Here is an 18,729-nt window from a genome sequence, read left to right on the forward strand (position 1 = left end):
CATCTAACGTATTCAACCCTAAATTCAATATCATCTATTATTATCTCGAAAGACTCACTGTCTTTTATGATGCTTTCTGGCTGAATAACATGGCTGCCAATTTTTAAAACATAACCTAGTTCTTTAAATAAAAATAAAAACCATGCAAACTCTTTTTCAATGAATGGAATTAAAGTGCCTTGAACGTAAAAGTCAGAGATGCCTTCAATGTTTTGGAATACAACATTCGTACCAGTGCATTTAGATTCAGATATAACAATATTCTTCTTAGAAAAGTCATCTAAATTTGAAGAGTTTATGGTGATTGCATAGTCATAAAGAGAATTGTCACTACTTAGGAATGTCGTATTCCAAGTGGCATTATGGGCAAATTTATGAAAAGTAAGCCTCCCTAAACCATTTTTTCCATGAACTAAGCTAATATATTTTAGTTCAGTATTCGATCTTTTTTCTGAAGACAGGAACGGCTTAAATTTAAAATCCAGTTCAGTTTCAGCGATCCCTGTTCCATTGTCTTTGATGGATAGGGACTCTAGTGTTCCTAATTCATTACTTACCCAAGTTAGTTCTACACGGTCAGCTTTTGCATCGAATCCGTTCCAAATATATTCGGATATTGCGCTAAAAGGTTTTACAGATTTTAACCTGTTTTTAATTCCTCGGTCGTTAATTATGACTTTTTCACTAATCATTTTCATTTAGCCCTGAATTGAAACATTTCTCAGCATACCATGTGAGCATATTTTTTCGTTGAGGTAGATATAATGCATGATTGTAGGTCCCTCTTATTTTATTTTTATCTACATGAGCCAACTGCATCTCAATCCATGCACTATCAAATCCCTGTTCATGTAGGATTGTCGACATTGTATGTCTGAAACCGTGACCTGTAGCACGTCCTTTGTAGCCAAGTAACTCAATCACTTGCGTCACACTTTCCTTGCAGATTGGTTTACTGCGGTTATTCCTGCCAATAAAAATGTATGGGTAGTGGCCGGTAATAGGTTTGAGCTGCTTAAATAGGTCAATTACCTGAGTGGATAATGGAACGACGTGAGGCCTACGCATTTTCATCCGTTCTGCCGGTATTTCCCATAACCCTTTTTCGAGATCCACTTCGTCCCACGTAGCAAACCGTAGCTCTTGGGTTCGTACTCCAGTGAGTATAATTATCTTCGTTGCATTCTTAGTTATGATGCTCCCTGTGTACGCTTCGAGATCGCGGATAAAATGAGGTAGTTCTTCGGCGGATAAAAATGGATGATTTTTTTGCTTTGGAACGGCCAGCGCGATAGCTAAATCTGGTGCAGGGTTATATTCAGCTCTGCCAGTGATTATGGCGTAGCGAAAAACCTCGCCGCAACGTTGACGCACTTTCCTTGTTTTCTCTAAAGCTCCACGCTTTTCGATACGACGTAGCACCTCTAGCAATTCCAGCGGCTTAATTTCGGAGATTGGACGGTTCCCTATGAACGGGAAAACATCCTGTTCAAAGGTCTTAATGATTTCTTCCCGGTAGGCCACAGTCCAGCGGTCAGCTTTGTTTGTATGCCATTCCCGGCTAATAGCCTCGAAAGAGTTTTCTGTGGAGAGCTGCTGTGCCAGTTTTTGAGCTTTACGTTCTTCTACGGGGTCGATGCCGTTTGCTACCTGCTTTCGGGCTGTATCGCGTTTCTCGCGAGCCTCTGCAAGTGAAACGAGACTATATGAACCGAAGGACATTAGACGGGCTTTGCCTGCGAACCGGTAGCGGAACCTCCAGCCTTTGCTTCCGTCGGGATTGATGAGCAGAGATAAGCCTTGTCCATCGTTTAGGGTATAGGCCTTGTCTTGCGGCTTAGCGCGGCGGATTTGTATGTCAGTCAGGGGCATGTGTATAAGTGAATTATGTGTATAAAAATTTTATACACAATACTATACATATTTTTCACGGATTTAGGGAGATTGTCTCGGACTTATACGGACGGTGAGGTGAGCTAACTTGATGAATTTAATGATTTTAAAAGACTTTTTCGGATGTGTTCGGACAATGAGTGGCGGAAGATCACAGGAGTTGAACCTGCCCGGCACCGCTGGCGGCACCAACTGGATTTGAAGTCCAGCCGCCTCACCGGAGACGACGATCTTCCTTGCCTCGATTGCTACATGGAGGCGGTGCGCAGTATACCCAGTTTTTCCCCCTTACCAAACAATGCTTTCCCCTTTACCCCATGATTCTTCTGAAACTATTAGCCAGATCAATCAAACCGCGCGAAAAACATCCATTCCTTAAATCTTAGTCTGCTAAGAGAGCGACTCCGCTCACACTTATCAAGAAACATAATCTGATAACCAGAAATTAGAATTCATCGTCCGTCCCCGATGCTTTACAACCTTTGATATCGAATTTTTCACATTCATTTTTGAAGGTGCGCACCAGACCCACGGGCACACCGTTTCCAAAAAATTCAGCATTGAAAAGGACGGCATAATGAAAATTAGTGACGGTAACTGGCTTATCCAGCCCGGTTTAGCGCTTATCCACCCGGTGCAAGTGTTTGATGTGGAACAGCAGGGTAATGAGATGGTGGTGTATGCGGGCATGAAGGATGTGCGCGAGCGGGGGAATCAGCTTGATACTCCACTGTTCACGCTACGCTTTTTCTCCCCGCAGGAAGGGATTGTCGGTGTGCGCATCGAGCATTTCCAGGGCGCGGTGGATAACGGCCCGCATTATCCGCTGAACGTGTTGCACGACGTGAAAGTGTCGATGCAAAACACCGCTGAGTTTGCCGAGCTGAAAAGCGGCAATCTGGCGGTGCGTGTCACCAAAGGCGTTGAATGGGCGCTGGATTTCCTGCGCGATGGCGTGCGCATCACCGGCAGTGCGGTGAAAAATAACGGTTATGTGCAGGATGCTAACAGCGGCAACACGCACATGTTCGAGCGCCTGGATTTGAGCGTTGGCGAAACGGTTTATGGTCTGGGCGAACGTTTTACCGCGCTGGTGAAAAACGGCCAGACGGTGGAAACCTGGAACCGCGATGGCGGCACCAGCACCGAGCAATCTTACAAAAACATTCCGTTCTACCTCACCAACCGTGGCTACGGCGTGCTGGTGAATCATCCGGAATGTGTCTCCTTTGAAGTTGGTTCCGAAAAAGTATCCAAAGTGCAGTTCAGCGTGGCAGGTGAATATCTCGAATACTTCGTGATTGACGGCCCAACGCCGAAAGCGGTTCTCGACCGTTATACCCGCTTCACTGGCCGCCCGGCGCTGCCGCCAGCGTGGTCGTTTGGCCTGTGGCTCACCACTTCCTTTACCACCAACTACGACGAAGCGACGGTGAATAGTTTTATCGACGGCATGGCCGAACGTAACCTGCCGCTGCACGTGTTCCACTTCGACTGCTTCTGGATGAAAGCCTTCCAGTGGTGTGATTTCGAGTGGGACCCGGTGACCTTCCCCGATCCTGAAGGCATGTTGAAACGCCTGAAAGCGCGTGGTCTGAAAATCTGCGTGTGGATTAACCCGTACATCGGCCAGAAATCCCCGCTGTTCCGCGAAGGGATGGAAAAAGGCTATCTGCTGAAACGCCCGAACGGCGCGGTGTGGCAGTGGGATAAATGGCAGCCAGGCCAGGCGATTGTTGATTTCACCAATCCGGCGGCTTGCGACTGGTACGCAAGCCATCTGAAACGCCTGGTGCGCATGGGTGTGGATTGCTTCAAAACTGACTTCGGCGAGCGCATCCCAACCGATGTGGTGTGGCACGATGGCTCCGACCCGCAGAAAATGCATAACCATTACGCGTTCATTTATAACGAGCTGGTGTGGAACGTGCTCAAGCAGGAACTGGGCGACGAAGAAGCCGTACTGTTTGCCCGTTCGGCCTCCGTTGGCGCACAACAATTCCCGGTTCACTGGGGCGGCGACTGCTATGCCAACTATGAGTCAATGGCAGAAAGTCTGCGCGGTGGTTTGTCGCTCGGCATGTCTGGTTTTGGTTTCTGGAGCCACGATATTGGCGGCTTCGAAAACACCGCTCCGGCGCATGTTTATAAACGCTGGTGCGCGTTCGGGCTGCTTTCCAGCCACAGCCGCCTGCACGGCAGCAAATCCTACCGTGTGCCATGGGCGTATGACGACGAAGCCTGCGATGTGGTGCGCCACTTCACGCAGTGGAAATCGCGTATGATGCCGTACCTGTATCGCCAGGCCGCATTTGCCGCAGAGTTCGGTACGCCGATGATGCGCGCCATGATGCTGGAGTTTCCGGACGATCCGGGCTGCGATTATCTCGACCGCCAGTACATGTTGGGCGAGTCAGTGATGGTTGCGCCGGTGTTTAGTGAAGCGGGCGACGTGCAGTTCTATCTGCCAGAAGGCCGCTGGACGCATCTGCTCAACAACCAGCAAGCGCAAGGTAGCCGCTGGCATAAAGAGCAGCATGATTTCCAGAGCCTGCCGGTTTATGTGCGTGACAATACGCTGTTGGCGCTGGGTAATAATGACCAGAAACCAGATTACGCGTGGCACGAAGGCACCGCTTTCCAGCTGTTTAACCTGGACGATGGCCGCGAGGCGATTTGTGAAGTCCCGGCGGCAGACGGTTCGGTTGTCTTCACGCTGAAGGTGCGTCGCGAAGGCAATACGCTGGGGGTACAAAGCGCAGGCCAGGCGAAAGACTGGACGCTGTGTCTGCGTAATATCAGCAGTGTGAAAGGCGTGAAGCAAGGCAAGAGTGCAGCGGGTGAACACGGTGTGGTGATTACACCGGATTCGTACGAGGCGGGAATGGCTATCGAGCTTTAATGTTTGTGGCGGGGGCGCTTGCGCTTGCCCGCCCTACAATTAACTCTCTCCCTGAGGGCTGTCAGCCCCGCAGGTTTTCCGTTCACCCGTGCGTTCAGTTATCTCTGTAATTCCCGCAAACGGTGCGATCGAAGCCGGGAACAAGGTCAAAACCGCTCTGGCTTATGACTTTGACCTTGAATTTCGGGTCCGGCTTAAATCGCCTCCATTTTGACTCCAGGTGGCAGGGTCCAGCCGTCGGGAACGGCTGGAGGGCGCGATCGTCGGGAACGAATCGCAACTGACCCTGACACGGAGGCTAAATGGAGGTTTACCGCTTGCGGCGATTTATTTGCCGGGAGTCCGGGTCCTTAGGGTGGCGACGGTGGCCACCCTAAGACGTTCACCGGTTTCGTGGCGACATAAACATTCAATCGCCTGGTGAACGGAACCTTCTCCGAATTGGCAGGAACTGTTCTTCAAAGATGTGTACAAGAGACAGTTGGGGGAGAGGGGACGCAAGTTTATCCCTTCATCCACACCCGCAGGCCATCGAGGAACATCTGCGTTGCCAGCATCACCAGCACCAGGCCCATCAGGCGTTCCAGCGCATTCACACCTTTCTCGCCCAGCAGGCGCAAGAACAGCGAAGATTGCAGCAAAATCGCCACGGTGCCGCCCCAGGCCAGCAGTAACGCGATCACTAAGTGGCCCATCTGATTCGGATACTGGTGCGATAACAACATTAATGTCGCCAGCAGCGTCGGTCCGGCAACCAGCGGGATCGCCAGCGGCACGATAAACGGTTCTTCACCCGCAGGCAGGCCAGAGGCATTACCTTCATGGCTTGGGAAAATCATTTTAATCGCAATCAGGAACAGAATAATCCCGCCGGATATAGAAACGCTTTCGGCGCGTAAGTTAAGGAATGCGAGAATTTTTTCCCCGGCGAATAAGAAAATCAGCATGATGATCAGCGCAATCAGCAGCTCGCGGATCATGATGGCGCGGCGGCGCTTTGGCTCGGTATGTTTGAGTACTGACATAAAGATCGGCAGGTTGCCCAGCGGGTCCATAATCAGGATTAACAGCACTGCCGCAGAAATGATTTCGGTCATGAATAATTGTCTCTAATAAGTTGTATTTCTAATCGCTTGCATATCATTGATTAATTTCACTTGCGACTTTGGCAGCATTTTGTAATGTGAAGGCTGTTTCCAATTAATGCACACAACGCACACATCTTCTTCGCAGGATTAGTCTCTATGAAAAATGTTGGTTTTATCGGTTGGCGCGGTATGGTCGGTTCCGTTCTCATGCAGCGCATGGTTGAGGAACGTGACTTTGACGCCATTCGTCCGGTTTTCTTCTCCACTTCTCAGCTCGGCCTCGCGGCTCCGTCTTTTGCAGGCCAGAATAATGGCACCCTGCAAGATGCTTATGACCTGGAAGCGTTGAAAGCGCTGGATATTATCATTACCTGCCAGGGCGGCGATTATACCAACGAAATCTATCCAAAGCTTCGTGAAAGCGGTTGGCAGGGTTACTGGATTGATGCCGCCTCTTCACTGCGCATGAAAGATGACGCCATCATCATTCTTGACCCAATTAACCAGCACGTCATTCAGGAAGGGCTGAACAACGGCGTCAAAACCTTTGTTGGCGGTAACTGTACCGTCAGCCTGATGCTGATGTCCCTCGGCGGCTTGTTTGCGAATGACCTGGTTGACTGGGTGTCTGTGGCGACTTATCAGGCAGCGTCCGGCGGCGGTGCGCGTCATATGCGTGAACTGCTGAGCCAGATGGGCCAACTGCATAATCACGTTGCGGCTGAACTGGCTGATCCTGCGTCTGCCATTCTGGACATCGAGCGCAAAGTGACTGACTTGACCCGTAGCGGCGGCCTGCCAACGGATAACTTTGGCGTGCCACTAGCAGGAAGCCTGATCCCGTGGATCGACAAGCAACTGGATAACGGCCAGACCCGCGAAGAGTGGAAAGGCCAGGCTGAGACTAACAAAATCCTCAACACCGGCACGATTATTCCAGTTGATGGCTTGTGTGTTCGCGTGGGCGCATTGCGCTGCCACAGCCAGGCATTCACCATCAAACTGAAGAAAGATGTCTCTCTGCCAACCATTGAAGCGATGCTTTCCGGGCATAACGAGTGGGCGAAAGTGGTGCCAAACGATCGCGAGATCACCATGCGCGAACTGACGCCTGCTGCCGTCACCGGCACGCTGACCACGCCAGTTGGACGCCTGCGTAAACTCAATATGGGCCCTGAATTCCTTTCAGCGTTCACCGTGGGTGACCAGCTTCTGTGGGGTGCTGCAGAACCGTTACGTAGAATGTTGCGTCTGCTCGCATAAGTACACTTGTTTACATAAGGGGCATTGCAGCCCCTTTTTTTTCGCGTCATACATGGAGCGTATGATCGTTATTAATTATTTTTCAGGAGTAAAACAGCGCGTTGGCTATGCTTTATTCAGGGCGGAAAAAACCGTCTTGATAGGTTGTTGGGCGGAGCAGCTTACAGGAGTTCATTTACGCTGCCCGTTGGGTCAATGATAACGTTATCCTGAGCGCGTAAGCGTAGCGTCAGGATAAGACAAAAAAACAGGACAAAATCCATGTCTGTTCATCCAGAAAAAGACGTGATAAATGCGCTAATTGCGGGTCACTTTGCTGATCCTTTTTCCTTGCTGGGAATGCATAAAACGGATGCCGGGCTGGAAGTGCGTGCCCTGTTACCTGACGCCACCGAAGTGTGGGTTATCGAACCAAAAACTGGGGGGAAGGTCGGTAAATTAGACTGCCTTGATTCGCGCGGTTTCTTTTGCGGGGTTATTCCCCGGCGTAAAAATCCATTCCGTTATCAACTGGCCGTCATGTGGCATGGCCATGAAAATCTCATTGATGATCCTTACCGCTTTGGGCCGCTAATCCAGGAAGTGGATAGTTGGCTGTTGTCCGAAGGTACGCATTTGCGTCCTTATGAAACTCTCGGTGCGCACGCCGACACGATGGATGGCGTCACCGGCACGCGTTTCTCCGTTTGGGCACCTAACGCCCGCCGTGTTTCCGTCGTTGGCCAGTTTAACTATTGGGATGGCCGTCGCCATCCGATGCGTTTACGCCGCGAAAGCGGGATTTGGGAACTCTTTATCCCTGGCGCTCACCCTGGGCAGTTATACAAATTCGAACTGATTGATACCGACGGGCATCTGCGCCTGAAGGCCGACCCGTATGCGTTTGAGTCGCAAATGCGCCCGGAAACGGCATCGCTGATTTGCGGGTTACCGGAAAAAACCACCCTTAGCCCTGCGCGCCAGCGCGCTAATGGCTTCGATCAGCCAATTTCAATTTATGAAGTGCATCTCGGGTCGTGGCGTCGCCACACCGACAATAATTTCTGGCTCAGTTACCGCGAACTGGCGGACCAACTGGTGCCGTACGTGAAAGAGATGGGCTTTACCCACCTCGAGCTGTTGCCGATTAACGAACACCCGTTCGATGGCAGTTGGGGTTACCAGCCACAAGGGCTGTATGCGCCGACGCGCCGTTTCGGCACGCGAGAAGACTTCCGTTACTTTATTAATGCCGCACATGCTGCGGGCTTAAACGTGTTGCTCGACTGGGTGCCAGGGCATTTCCCGACGGATGACGCCGGGCTTGCGAAATTCGATGGTACGTCGCTGTACGAACATGGCGACCCGCGCGAAGGCTATCACCAGGACTGGAACACCCTGATTTACAACTATGGGCGGCGTGAAGTCAGCAACTATCTGGTCGGCAATGGTCTGTACTGGATTGAGCGTTTCGGCATTGACGGTTTGCGCGTTGATGCGGTGGCGTCGATGATTTACCGCGATTACAGCCGCCAGCCAGGCGAGTGGATCCCCAACGATAAAGGCGGCCGTGAAAACCTCGAGGCGATCGAATTTTTGCGTAGCACCAACCGCATCATTGGCGAGCAAACGCCTGGTGCCGTGACCATGGCGGAAGAGTCGACCGACTTTGCGGGCGTGTCGCGTCCAGCGTCGATGGGCGGACTGGGTTTCTGGTTTAAATGGAACCTCGGCTGGATGCACGACACTCTCGACTACATGAAGCTTGACCCGGTGCATCGCCAGTATCACCACGACAAAATGACCTTCGGCATGTTGTACAACAGCACCGAAAACTTTGTCCTGCCGTTGTCGCACGATGAAGTGGTACACGGTAAAAAATCGATTCTCGACCGCATGCCTGGCGATGCCTGGCAAAAGTTTGCCAACTTGCGTGCTTATTACGGTTGGATGTGGGCCTTCCCTGGCAAGAAGTTGCTGTTTATGGGCAATGAGTTTGCTCAAGGGCGCGAGTGGAACCATGACAGCAGCCTCGACTGGCACTTGCTGGAAGGCGGCGACAACTGGCACCACGGCGTGAAACGTCTGGTGCGTGATTTGAACCGCACTTATCGCCAACATGCCGCGATGCACGAGCTGGATTTTGACAGTTACGGTTTCGAATGGCTGGTGGTGGAAGACAACGTTAACTCGGTATTTATCTTTGTGCGCCGCGACTCACAAGGTAATGAAATCATTGTCGCCAGCAACTTTACGCCGGTGCCGCGTTACCACTATCGCTTCGGCATTAACCAGCCAGGACGCTGGCGTGAAGAACTGAATACTGACTCAATGCATTATCACGGCAGCAATGCCGGGAACAGCGGGGCGGTACACAGCGATGCGATCCCAAGCCACGGGCGCGATCACTCTTTAAGTTTGACGCTGCCTCCGCTGTCGACCATTTGGCTGGTACGGGAGGCTGAATGACACAACTCAGCGCCGGGAATTCCGCGCCGTACGGTTCTTACTTCGATGGGAAAGGGGTGAACTTCACCCTGTTTTCCGCCAATGCTCATAAAGTCGAACTGTGTGTGTTCGACGAGCATGGTCACGAGCAACGTTACGATTTACCGGTGCGAACCGGTGACATCTGGCACGGCTATTTGCCCAACGCTAAACCTGGTCTGAAATACGGCTATCGTGTGCATGGGCCGTGGGAACCGCAAAACGGCCATCGTTTTAATCCGGCAAAATTGCTGCTCGACCCTTGTGCTCGCGTGGTAGTTGGCGGTGCAGCCGACCATCCGCATCTGCATGGCGGTTATGATGAACCCAACCTGGAAGATAGCGCTCCGCACATGGCGAAATGTGTGGTGGTGCAGGATAAATTCGACTGGGAAGACGATGTGCACCCACGAATCCCGTGGGGCGACACGGTAATTTACGAAGCCAATGTGCGTGGCCTGACACTGCTTCATCCTGGCATCCCGGAAGAGTTGCGGGGTACTTATACCGCACTTGGTCATCCGGTGATGATTAACTATTTCAAACGCCTGGGGATTACGGCGCTTGAATTGTTGCCGGTGGCGCATTTTGTCACCGAGCCGCGCATCGCCCATTTAGGGCTCAGCAATTATTGGGGCTATAACCCCCGTGCGCTGTACGCCGCCGAAGGTTATTACGCGGTAAATCAAGATCCACTGGTGGCCGCCAATGAGCTACGAGGGGCTGTAAAAGCACTGCACGAAGCGGGCATTGAGGTCATTCTCGATATTGTTCTGAACCACAGTGCTGAGCTGGACCGCGATGGCCCAACCCTCTCACTGAGCGGAATCGACAACCGTAGCTATTATTGGTTAATGGAAAACGGTGATTACCAGAACTGGACCGGTTGCGGTAACACGTTGAATTTGAGCACGCCGGGCGTGGTCGCTCAGATGGTGGATTGCCTCCGTTATTGGGTCGATAGCTGCCATATCGATGGTTTTCGCTTTGATTTAGCCTCGGTCATGGGGCGTACGCCGGAGTTCCGTCAGGATGCTCCGTTGTTCGAAGCGATAAAAAACGATCCTGTTTTGTCGCAAATAAAACTGATTGCTGAACCGTGGGATATTGGCGCGGGAGGTTATCAGGTGGGGAACTATCCGCCGCTATTTGCGGAATGGAATGACCATTTTCGTGACGGCATGCGGCGTTTCTGGCTGCGACAAGATCTATCGTTGGGGGGATTCGCTTGCCGCTTTGCTGGTTCAAGCGATGTCTACCGTCGTGGAGAGCGCAAGCCTTCAACCAGTGTCAATTTAATCACTGCCCACGACGGCTTCACGCTGCGTGATTGTGTCAGCTTCAATCAAAAACATAACGAAGCGAACGGCGAAGATAACCGCGATGGCACTAATAATAACTACAGCAATAACTATGGTTTCGAAGGACTGGAAGCTTCACTGAATATCAAAGAGCGGCGGCGCGACAGCGTGCACGCCTTGCTCACATTGTTACTGCTTTCTCAGGGAACGCCGATGTTGTTGGCTGGTGATGAACATGGCCACAGCCAGCACGGCAACAATAATGCTTATTGTCAGGACAACCAACTGACCTGGCTTGATTGGGAACACTGTAACGATGGCTTAACCACATTTACCGCGGCATTGATTCATCTACGCAAGACGATTCCGGCATTAACCCGAAATCTCTGGTGGGAGGAAGGTGATGACAATGTTCGCTGGTGGAATAAAGAGGCTCAGCCTCTGAGTGCTGACGAGTGGGAAAACGGGGTTCATCGCCTGCAAATCCAACTTTCTGAACGTTGGCTCATTACGATTAACGCGACCGAAGAGTTGGCTGACATCGTACTACCCGAAGGGGAATGGCGAGCCATTCCTCCGTTTGCCGGTGAAGACAACCCGGTGGTGATGGCTGTATGGCATGGTCCTGCGCACGGAGTCTGCGTATTCCAGAAGTCATAAAAAAAGGAGTCAGTCATGGTTAAGCTTGATAAGAACGATCCTCTGATGTTGGCACGTCAACTGCCAAATAAATCCGTGGCCCTGATTCTGGCTGGTGGGCGCGGTACCCGATTGAAAGATTTGACCTCAACGCGCGCTAAGCCTGCCGTTCACTTTGGTGGCAAGTTCCGAATTATCGATTTTGCGTTGTCGAACTGCATTAACTCGGGTATTCGCCGCATCGGCGTGATTACCCAATATCAGTCACATACCTTGATTCAACATATCCAACGTGGCTGGTCGTTTTTCAGTGAAGAGATGAACGAGTTTGTGGATTTGCTCCCGGCACAGCAGCGTGTACACGGTGAAAACTGGTATCGCGGCACCGCCGATGCGGTGACACAAAACCTCGATATTATCCGCCGTTACAAAGCGGAATACGTGGTGATCCTCGCGGGTGACCATATCTACAAGCAAGATTACTCGCGCATGTTGATTGACCACGTAGAAAAAGGCGCACGCTGCACGGTGGCATGTATGCCAGTGCCGCTACATGAAGCCTCGGCGTTTGGCGTTATGGCGGTAGATAACGAAGAGAAAATCATTGAATTCGTTGAGAAACCGGCTAATCCGCCGTCGATGCCAGGTGATGACAGCAAAGCGCTCGCCAGTATGGGAATCTACGTTTTCGATGCAGATTACCTTTACGAACTGTTAGAGGCTGACGATAAAGACGACTCCTCAAGCCATGACTTCGGGAAAGATATTATCCCGAACGTGATGAAATCCGGCGTTGCTTTTGCCCATCCCTTCCCGCTTTCTTGCGTGCAGTCTGACCCGAATGCCGAGCCGTACTGGCGCGATGTCGGCACGCTGGAAGCTTACTGGAAAGCGAACCTCGATCTCGCCTCGGTGACACCAGAACTGGATATGTACGACCGGGATTGGCCGATCCGTACCCATATGGAGCCGCTGCCGCCCGCGAAATTTGTGCAAGACCGCTCCGGTAGCCATGGCATGACGCTGAACTCGCTGGTTTCCGGCGGCTGCATTATTTCTGGCTCAGTGGTGGTTCAGTCGGTGCTGTTCCCGCGCGTGCGTGTTAATTCGTTTTGTAACATTGACTCGTCAGTATTGTTGCCTGATGTCATCGTCGGGCGCTCCTGCCGTTTACGCCGTTGCATTATTGACCGCGCTTGTGTCATCCCGGAAGGCATGGTGGTTGGCGAAAATGCCGAAGAAGATGCTCGCCGTTTCTACCGCTCAGAAGAAGGTATTGTGCTGGTGACGCGCGAGATGCTTGCCAAATTGCATGGTTAATAAGTGAAGGAATGACCCACGCGCGGCGCGCCTGCTGTGACATTAAGAGCGCGCCACGACTTTCCATACGGGAGCGATAATGCAGGTCTTACATGTATGTTCTGAAATTTTTCCACTGCTGAAAACGGGTGGCCTGGCGGATGTGATTGGTGCGCTACCTGCGGCACAAATCGCAGGCGGCGTTGAGACGCGAGTCTTGCTGCCTGCTTTCCCTGACATTCGTCGTGGCATCGTTGACGCGCAAGTGGTCGCCCATCGCGACACCTTCGCGGGTCATATGACTTTGTTATATGGCCACTTCAACGGCGTGGGGATTTACCTCATTGACGCTCCACATTTATACGACCGACCGGGTAGCCCGTATCACGATACTAACCAGTTCGCGTACACCGACAACGTGCATCGTTTTGCGCTGTTGGGTTGGGTGGGGGCGGAAATGGCCTGTGGCCTGGATCCCTTCTGGCATCCGGATATTGTGCATGCGCATGACTGGCATGCGGGCCTGGTGCCAGCGTATCTGGAAGCGCGAGGGCGTCCGGCAAAGTCAGTCTTTACCGTGCACAACCTGGCTTATCAGGGGCTGTTTTTCGCTCATCATATGAATGAAATTGACCTGCCATGGTCGTTCTACGACATGAACGGCCTGGAGTTTAATGGTCAAATTTCGTACTTGAAAGCGGGCCTTTATTATGCTGATCATATTACGGCGGTCAGCCCGACCTATGCTCGCGAAATAACCGAGCCGCAATTTGCTTACGGTATGGAAGGGCTGTTGCGTCAGCGTCACCGTGAGGGGCGGTTGTCCGGCATCCTCAATGGCGTGGACGAAAAAATTTGGGACCCGGCCCATGACTTACTTCTGGCTTCACGCTATACCCGCGATACGCTGGAAGAAAAGGCGGAAAACAAACGCCAGTTGCAGGTGGCGATGGGGCTGAAAGTGAACGAGAAAGCGCCGCTGTTTGCGGTGGTGAGCCGTTTAACCAGCCAGAAAGGGTTGGATTTGGTGCTGGAGGCGTTGCCGGGTTTACTTGAGCAAGGCGGGCAACTGGCATTGCTGGGAGCCGGTGACACCGTGATGCAGGAAGGTTTCCTGGCGGCTGCCGCAGAGCATCCGGGGCAAGTGGGCGTTCAGATCGGTTATCACGAAGCTTTCTCGCACCGGATTATGGGCGGAGCTGACGTGATACTGGTGCCAAGCCGTTTTGAACCTTGTGGTTTAACACAATTGTATGGTCTGAAGTATGGCACTTTGCCGCTGGTGCGGCGCACTGGTGGGCTTGCCGATACGGTTTCTGATAGCTCACTGGAAAACCTGGCTGACGGAATCGCCAGTGGATTCGTGTTTGAGGACAGTAATGCCTGGTCGTTGTTAAGAGCAATCAGGCGTGCCTTCGTGTTGTGGTCCCGCCCGTCGTTGTGGAGATTTGTCCAACGTCAGGCGATGGGCATGGATTTTAGCTGGCAGGTGGCGGCGCATTCCTACCGCGATCTGTACCAACGTTTGCTGTAGCCATCCACCAGGAATCACTGATATGAACGCACCATTTTCCTATTCGTCACCGACGCTGAGCATTGAGGCTTTAAAGCACTCAATCGCCTACAAACTGATGTTTACCGTTGGGAAAGACCCGGTTATCGCCAATAAGCATGAGTGGCTGAACGCCACGCTATTTGCGGTTCGTGACCGGTTGGTCGAACGCTGGCTGCGTTCCAACCGCGCTCAGCTTTCCCAGGAAGTTCGCCAGGTTTATTACCTGTCGATGGAATTTTTGATTGGCCGCACCCTCTCTAACGCGCTGCTTTCGTTAGGCATTTATGAAGATGTCAAAAATGCGCTGGAAGAGATGGGGCTGGATCTTGAAGAGTTGATAGACGAGGAGAACGACCCCGGCCTCGGTAATGGCGGGCTCGGTCGTCTTGCCGCCTGTTTTCTCGATTCATTAGCGACACTCGGTTTGCCTGGCCGTGGTTATGGCATTCGCTACGATTACGGCATGTTTAAACAAAACATTGTTGATGGTCGCCAGAAAGAATCACCGGACTACTGGCTCGAATACGGTAACCCGTGGGAATTCAAGCGCCACAACACACGCTACAAAGTTCGCTTTGGCGGGCGCGTGCAAATGGAAGCTAAAAAATTCCGCTGGGTAGAAACCGAAGAGATTCTGGCGGTAGCCTATGACCAGATAATCCCCGGCTACGATACTGATGCCACCAATACGCTGCGCCTGTGGAATGCGCAGGCGAGTAGCGAAATTAACCTCGGTAAGTTTAACCAGGGCGATTATTTCGCGGCGGTGGAAGACAAGAACCATTCAGAAAACGTTTCGCGAGTCCTTTATCCAGATGACTCGACCTATTCAGGCCGTGAGCTGCGTTTGCGTCAGGAATATTTCCTGGTGTCCTCTACCGTGCAGGACATTCTCAGCCGCCATTACCAGCTACATAAAACTTATGACAATCTGGCGGATAAAATCGCCATCCACCTCAATGACACGCACCCGGTATTGGCGATTCCTGAGCTGATGCGCTTGTTAATTGATGAGCATAAATTCAGTTGGGAAGATGCGTTTGAGGTTTGCTGCCAGGCATTCTCATACACCAACCACACGCTGATGAGTGAAGCACTGGAAACCTGGCCGGTGGACATGTTAGGCAAAATTTTGCCGCGCCACTTACAGATAATTTTCGAGATTAACGACTACTTCCTGAAAACCTTGCAGGAGCAACATCCGAACGATACCGAGCTGCTGGGGCGTACTTCGATTATTGATGAGTCGAACGGCCGTAAAGTCCGTATGGCGTGGCTTGCGGTTGTCGTCAGCCACAAAGTCAACGGTGTTTCGGAGCTGCACTCCAACTTAATGGTGCAGTCGCTGTTTGCCGATTTCGCCGCTATCTTCCCGATGCGTTTCTGCAATAAAACCAACGGTGTGACACCTCGTCGCTGGCTGGCTTTGGCGAACCCACCACTTTCAGAGGTGTTAGATAAAAATATTGGCCGCACCTGGCGTACTGATCTGAGCCAGCTGAACGAGATGAAGCAGCATATTGATTACCCAACTGTGCATCAGGATGTGCGTAAGGCGAAGCTGGCTAACAAGAAACGGCTGGCAAGTTACATCGGCCAGCATCTCAATGTGGTGGTGAACCCAAATGCGTTGTTTGATGTGCAAATCAAACGTATTCATGAGTACAAACGCCAGTTGATGAATGTGCTGCATGTGATTACGCGCTACAACCGCATTAAGGCAGACCCAACAGCCGATTGGGTACCGCGTGTGAATATCTTCGCCGGTAAAGCGGCGTCGGCGTACTACATGGCAAAACACATCATTCATCTCATCAACGATGTGGCGGCGGTGATCAACAACGATCCGGTGGTAAAGGATCGCCTGAAAGTGGTGTTTATCCCGAACTACAGCGTCAGTCTTGCGCAGATCATTATCCCAGCGGCGGATCTCTCGGAGCAGATTTCTCTGGCGGGAACGGAAGCTTCCGGCACCAGTAATATGAAGTTTGGTCTGAACGGCGCGCTGACGATTGGCACGCTGGATGGCGCAAACGTCGAAATGCTGGAGCACGTGGGTGCGGATAACATCTTTATCTTTGGTAATACGGCCGAAGAGGTCGAAACGCTACGGCGCGAAGGCTATAAGCCACGCGAGTATTATGAAAAGGATGAAGAACTGCATCAGGTGCTGACGCAAATTGGTACCGGGACATTCAGCCCTGACGAACCTACACGTTACCGTGACCTGCTGGATTCACTGATTAACTTTGGTGACCACTATCAGGTATTGGCAGATTACCGCAGTTATGTAGATTGCCAGGATAGGGTAGATGAAGTGTATCGCCAGCAAGTAGAGTGGACGTTCCGTGTCATCCATAATATTGCCAACATGGGGTATTTCTCGTCTGACAGGACGATTCAGGAATACGCCGATGAGATTTGGCATATTAAGCCGGTGAGATTGTAATTATTCCCCTCACCCTAACCCTCTCCCCAAAGGGGCGAGGGGACTAGCCCGGTATTCCTCCTCTCCCCAAAGGGGCGAGGGGACTAGCTCGGTATTCCCCCTCTCCCCAAAGGGGCGAGGGGACTAGCCCGGTACTCCCCCTCTCCCCAAAGGGGCGAGGAGAGTAGCCCGGTATTCCCCCTCTCCCTCAGGGAGAGGGACGGGGTGAGGGTTGTTCTCACGCAAATATCAACATAACTCCAGTTGCACATTGTTCTCAGCAATTACCTGCATCACGCCTGACGGTGGCATTACATCGGTATAAACCTGATCAACAAGGCTAATACTGCCGAGATTCACCATCGCATTGCGGCCAAATTTAGAATGGTCGACAACCAGCATCACGCAGCGTGAGTTTTCAATAATCGCGCGTTTGGTGCGTACTTCGTGGTAATCAAACTCCAGTAATGAGCCGTCGCCATCGATGCCGCTAATCCCCAGAATGCCGAAATCCAGCCTGAACTGAGAGATAAAATCGAGCGTTGCTTCGCCGATAATCCCGCCGTCTCGGCTGCGTAATTCACCGCCCGCCAGAATAATACGGAAATCCTCTTTCACCTTAAGCGTGTTCGCCACGTTCAGGTTATTGGTGACGATCCGTAAATTGCTGTGGTTGAGTAGCGCATGTGCCACCGCTTCCGGTGTGGTGCCGATATCAATAAACAGCGTGGCACCGTTGGGGATCTGGCTGGCAACTTTCTGGGCGATACGCTCTTTTTCCGCTGTCTGCGTCGCCTTACGATCATGCCACGGTGTATTCACGGAACTCGACGGTAACGCGGCGCCACCGTGATGGCGCATGATCAGGTTCTGGTCGGCCAGATCGTTCAGATCGCGACGAATGGTTTGTGGGCTAACCGCAAACTCTTCGACTAACTCTTCAGTGCTGACATAGCCCTGTTTTTTAACCAGTTCGACAATGGCATCATGACGTTGTGTTTGCTTCACGCTGTTTTATTCTCCTGAAATGCTATGTTCGTTTTCGCGCGTGTAGGGTATCAACCAGCGCCATCGCAAGCCCGACAACCAGGCCGGTAATATGCGCGGCGTTGGCGATCGACATTCCTAAAACATCGAAAAATCCTATTACAATCCACAGAACAGCAAAGGCTAACAGGCCGCGCTGCATATAGATGCCGCTGTCCGGGTCGCGTTCGCCGCGCAGCCAGACATAGCCCATTAGCGCATAAACCACACCCGACAAACCACCAAACAGTGGGCCGCCAAATTTCGCCTGTACAAAGCCGCTCAACAGCGCAGAAACCAGCGTCAGGGTAATGAGTTTGCCGCTACCGAGACGCTTTTCGAGCGGGCCACCGAGATACCACCACCACAACAAGTTAAACGCAATATGCATGATAGAGAAGTGCATCAACGCATGGCTGAAATAGCGCCACAGTTCATAGTCCAAACTCTCTTTATACGGCCACGCCAGCCACACCATCACCGCTCGGTCGCCCATCACCTGCATCATTAGGTAAACCAGCACACAGGCGGCCATGATAACCATGGTGAACGGGCCAGCTTTTTGCGTAATAGTCGCGAGGAAAGGATAGCGCTGGTACTGCAAACCGCTACCGGTATGACCGGTATTCCAGCTTGCTGCGAGGTAACGCGAATCACCCGGGTTTGCGAGGAATTGTTCAAGCTCAGCACGAACATGGGATTCCTGGCTGTCGTTTGCCAGCCAGATATCCGTTTGTTCGTGTTGTTGAATAGTGAGGATAATCCCCTGCGTCGCCATATAGTCGACAAATGCCTGCGCGACTCGCGGGTTGGCAAACGAGGTAATCATGATCATAAGGTTTCAGCCAAATCCATACAAAAGGAAGCAG

General features: G+C 51.9%; 12 protein-coding genes and 1 tRNA gene. 7 read left to right on the forward strand and 6 right to left on the reverse strand.

The features are described from left to right. From MES37_RS14120 to MES37_RS14130, 3 genes are all read right to left on the reverse strand, one after another. Positions 1–698, reverse strand: a 698-nt coding sequence (locus MES37_RS14120) for an ATP-binding protein (RefSeq protein WP_237931797.1), incomplete at its 3' end; no start/stop codon positions are given. Next, the gene (locus MES37_RS14125) at positions 685–1,872 is read right to left on the reverse strand and encodes a tyrosine-type recombinase/integrase (RefSeq protein ID WP_237931799.1); all 1,188 of its coding nucleotides are present in this window, start codon (positions 1,870–1,872) and stop codon (positions 685–687) included. The genes MES37_RS14125 and MES37_RS14120, both read right to left, overlap by 14 nt. A 162-nt stretch (positions 1,873–2,034) precedes the next feature. Then, positions 2,035–2,129, reverse strand: a tRNA-Sec gene (locus tag MES37_RS14130). A gap of 341 nt (positions 2,130–2,470) precedes the next feature. Here MES37_RS14130 and yicI point away from each other — a divergent pair. Next, positions 2,471–4,795: an alpha-xylosidase gene (yicI, locus tag MES37_RS14135; RefSeq protein WP_237931802.1), complete on the forward strand. Its 2,325-nt coding sequence runs from the start codon at positions 2,471–2,473 to the stop codon at positions 4,793–4,795. Between the two features lie 503 nt (positions 4,796–5,298). Here yicI and MES37_RS14140 read toward each other — a convergent pair. After that, positions 5,299–5,892 (reverse strand): YhgN family NAAT transporter, encoded by a 594-nt coding sequence (locus tag MES37_RS14140; RefSeq protein ID WP_064542726.1) that lies wholly within the window; start codon positions 5,890–5,892, stop codon positions 5,299–5,301. A gap of 147 nt (positions 5,893–6,039) precedes the next feature. Between MES37_RS14140 and asd the strand changes: the two genes are divergently transcribed. The 6 genes from asd to glgP all read left to right on the forward strand — a co-directional run bounded on the left by asd (position 6,040) and on the right by glgP (position 16,855). Further along, the gene (gene asd, locus MES37_RS14145) at positions 6,040–7,146 is read left to right on the forward strand and encodes an aspartate-semialdehyde dehydrogenase (RefSeq protein ID WP_064542728.1); all 1,107 of its coding nucleotides are present in this window, start codon (positions 6,040–6,042) and stop codon (positions 7,144–7,146) included. Positions 7,147–7,407: 261 nt separating this feature from the next. Next, positions 7,408–9,594 carry a 1,4-alpha-glucan branching enzyme gene (glgB, locus tag MES37_RS14150; RefSeq protein WP_064542731.1) on the forward strand — a complete coding sequence of 729 codons (2,187 nt, stop codon included), beginning with the start codon at positions 7,408–7,410 and terminating at the stop codon, positions 9,592–9,594. Further along, positions 9,591–11,573: a glycogen debranching protein GlgX gene (gene glgX / locus MES37_RS14155; protein ID WP_237931804.1), complete on the forward strand. Its 1,983-nt coding sequence runs from the start codon at positions 9,591–9,593 to the stop codon at positions 11,571–11,573. Before glgB ends, glgX begins: the two co-directional genes overlap by 4 nt. 15 nt (positions 11,574–11,588) lie before the next feature. Continuing rightward, positions 11,589–12,872, forward strand: a complete 1,284-nt coding sequence (glgC, locus tag MES37_RS14160; RefSeq protein ID WP_064542737.1) for a glucose-1-phosphate adenylyltransferase — start codon at positions 11,589–11,591, stop codon at positions 12,870–12,872. 79 nt (positions 12,873–12,951) lie between these two features. Beyond that, positions 12,952–14,385, forward strand: coding sequence for a glycogen synthase GlgA (glgA, locus tag MES37_RS14165; RefSeq protein WP_064542740.1), 1,434 nt, complete (start codon positions 12,952–12,954; stop codon positions 14,383–14,385). A 22-nt stretch (positions 14,386–14,407) separates the two neighbouring features. After that, positions 14,408–16,855, forward strand: coding sequence for a glycogen phosphorylase (gene glgP / locus MES37_RS14170; protein ID WP_064542743.1), 2,448 nt, complete (start codon positions 14,408–14,410; stop codon positions 16,853–16,855). Positions 16,856–17,083: 228 nt separating this feature from the next. On the opposite strand, the gene MES37_RS14175 is transcribed toward glgP, so the two are convergent. Both MES37_RS14175 and glpG read right to left on the reverse strand, forming a co-directional pair. Next, the gene (locus MES37_RS14175; RefSeq protein WP_064542747.1) at positions 17,084–17,842 is read right to left on the reverse strand and encodes a DeoR/GlpR family transcriptional regulator; all 759 of its coding nucleotides are present in this window, start codon (positions 17,840–17,842) and stop codon (positions 17,084–17,086) included. 22 nt (positions 17,843–17,864) lie between these two features. Further along, positions 17,865–18,695, reverse strand: a complete 831-nt coding sequence (gene glpG / locus MES37_RS14180; RefSeq protein WP_064542750.1) for a rhomboid family intramembrane serine protease GlpG — start codon at positions 18,693–18,695, stop codon at positions 17,865–17,867. Positions 18,696–18,729 lie beyond the last annotated feature (34 nt).

The organism is Buttiauxella sp. S19-1 (assembly GCF_022134725.1).
GTDB classification, from domain to species: Bacteria; Pseudomonadota; Gammaproteobacteria; order Enterobacterales; family Enterobacteriaceae; genus Buttiauxella; species Buttiauxella ferragutiae.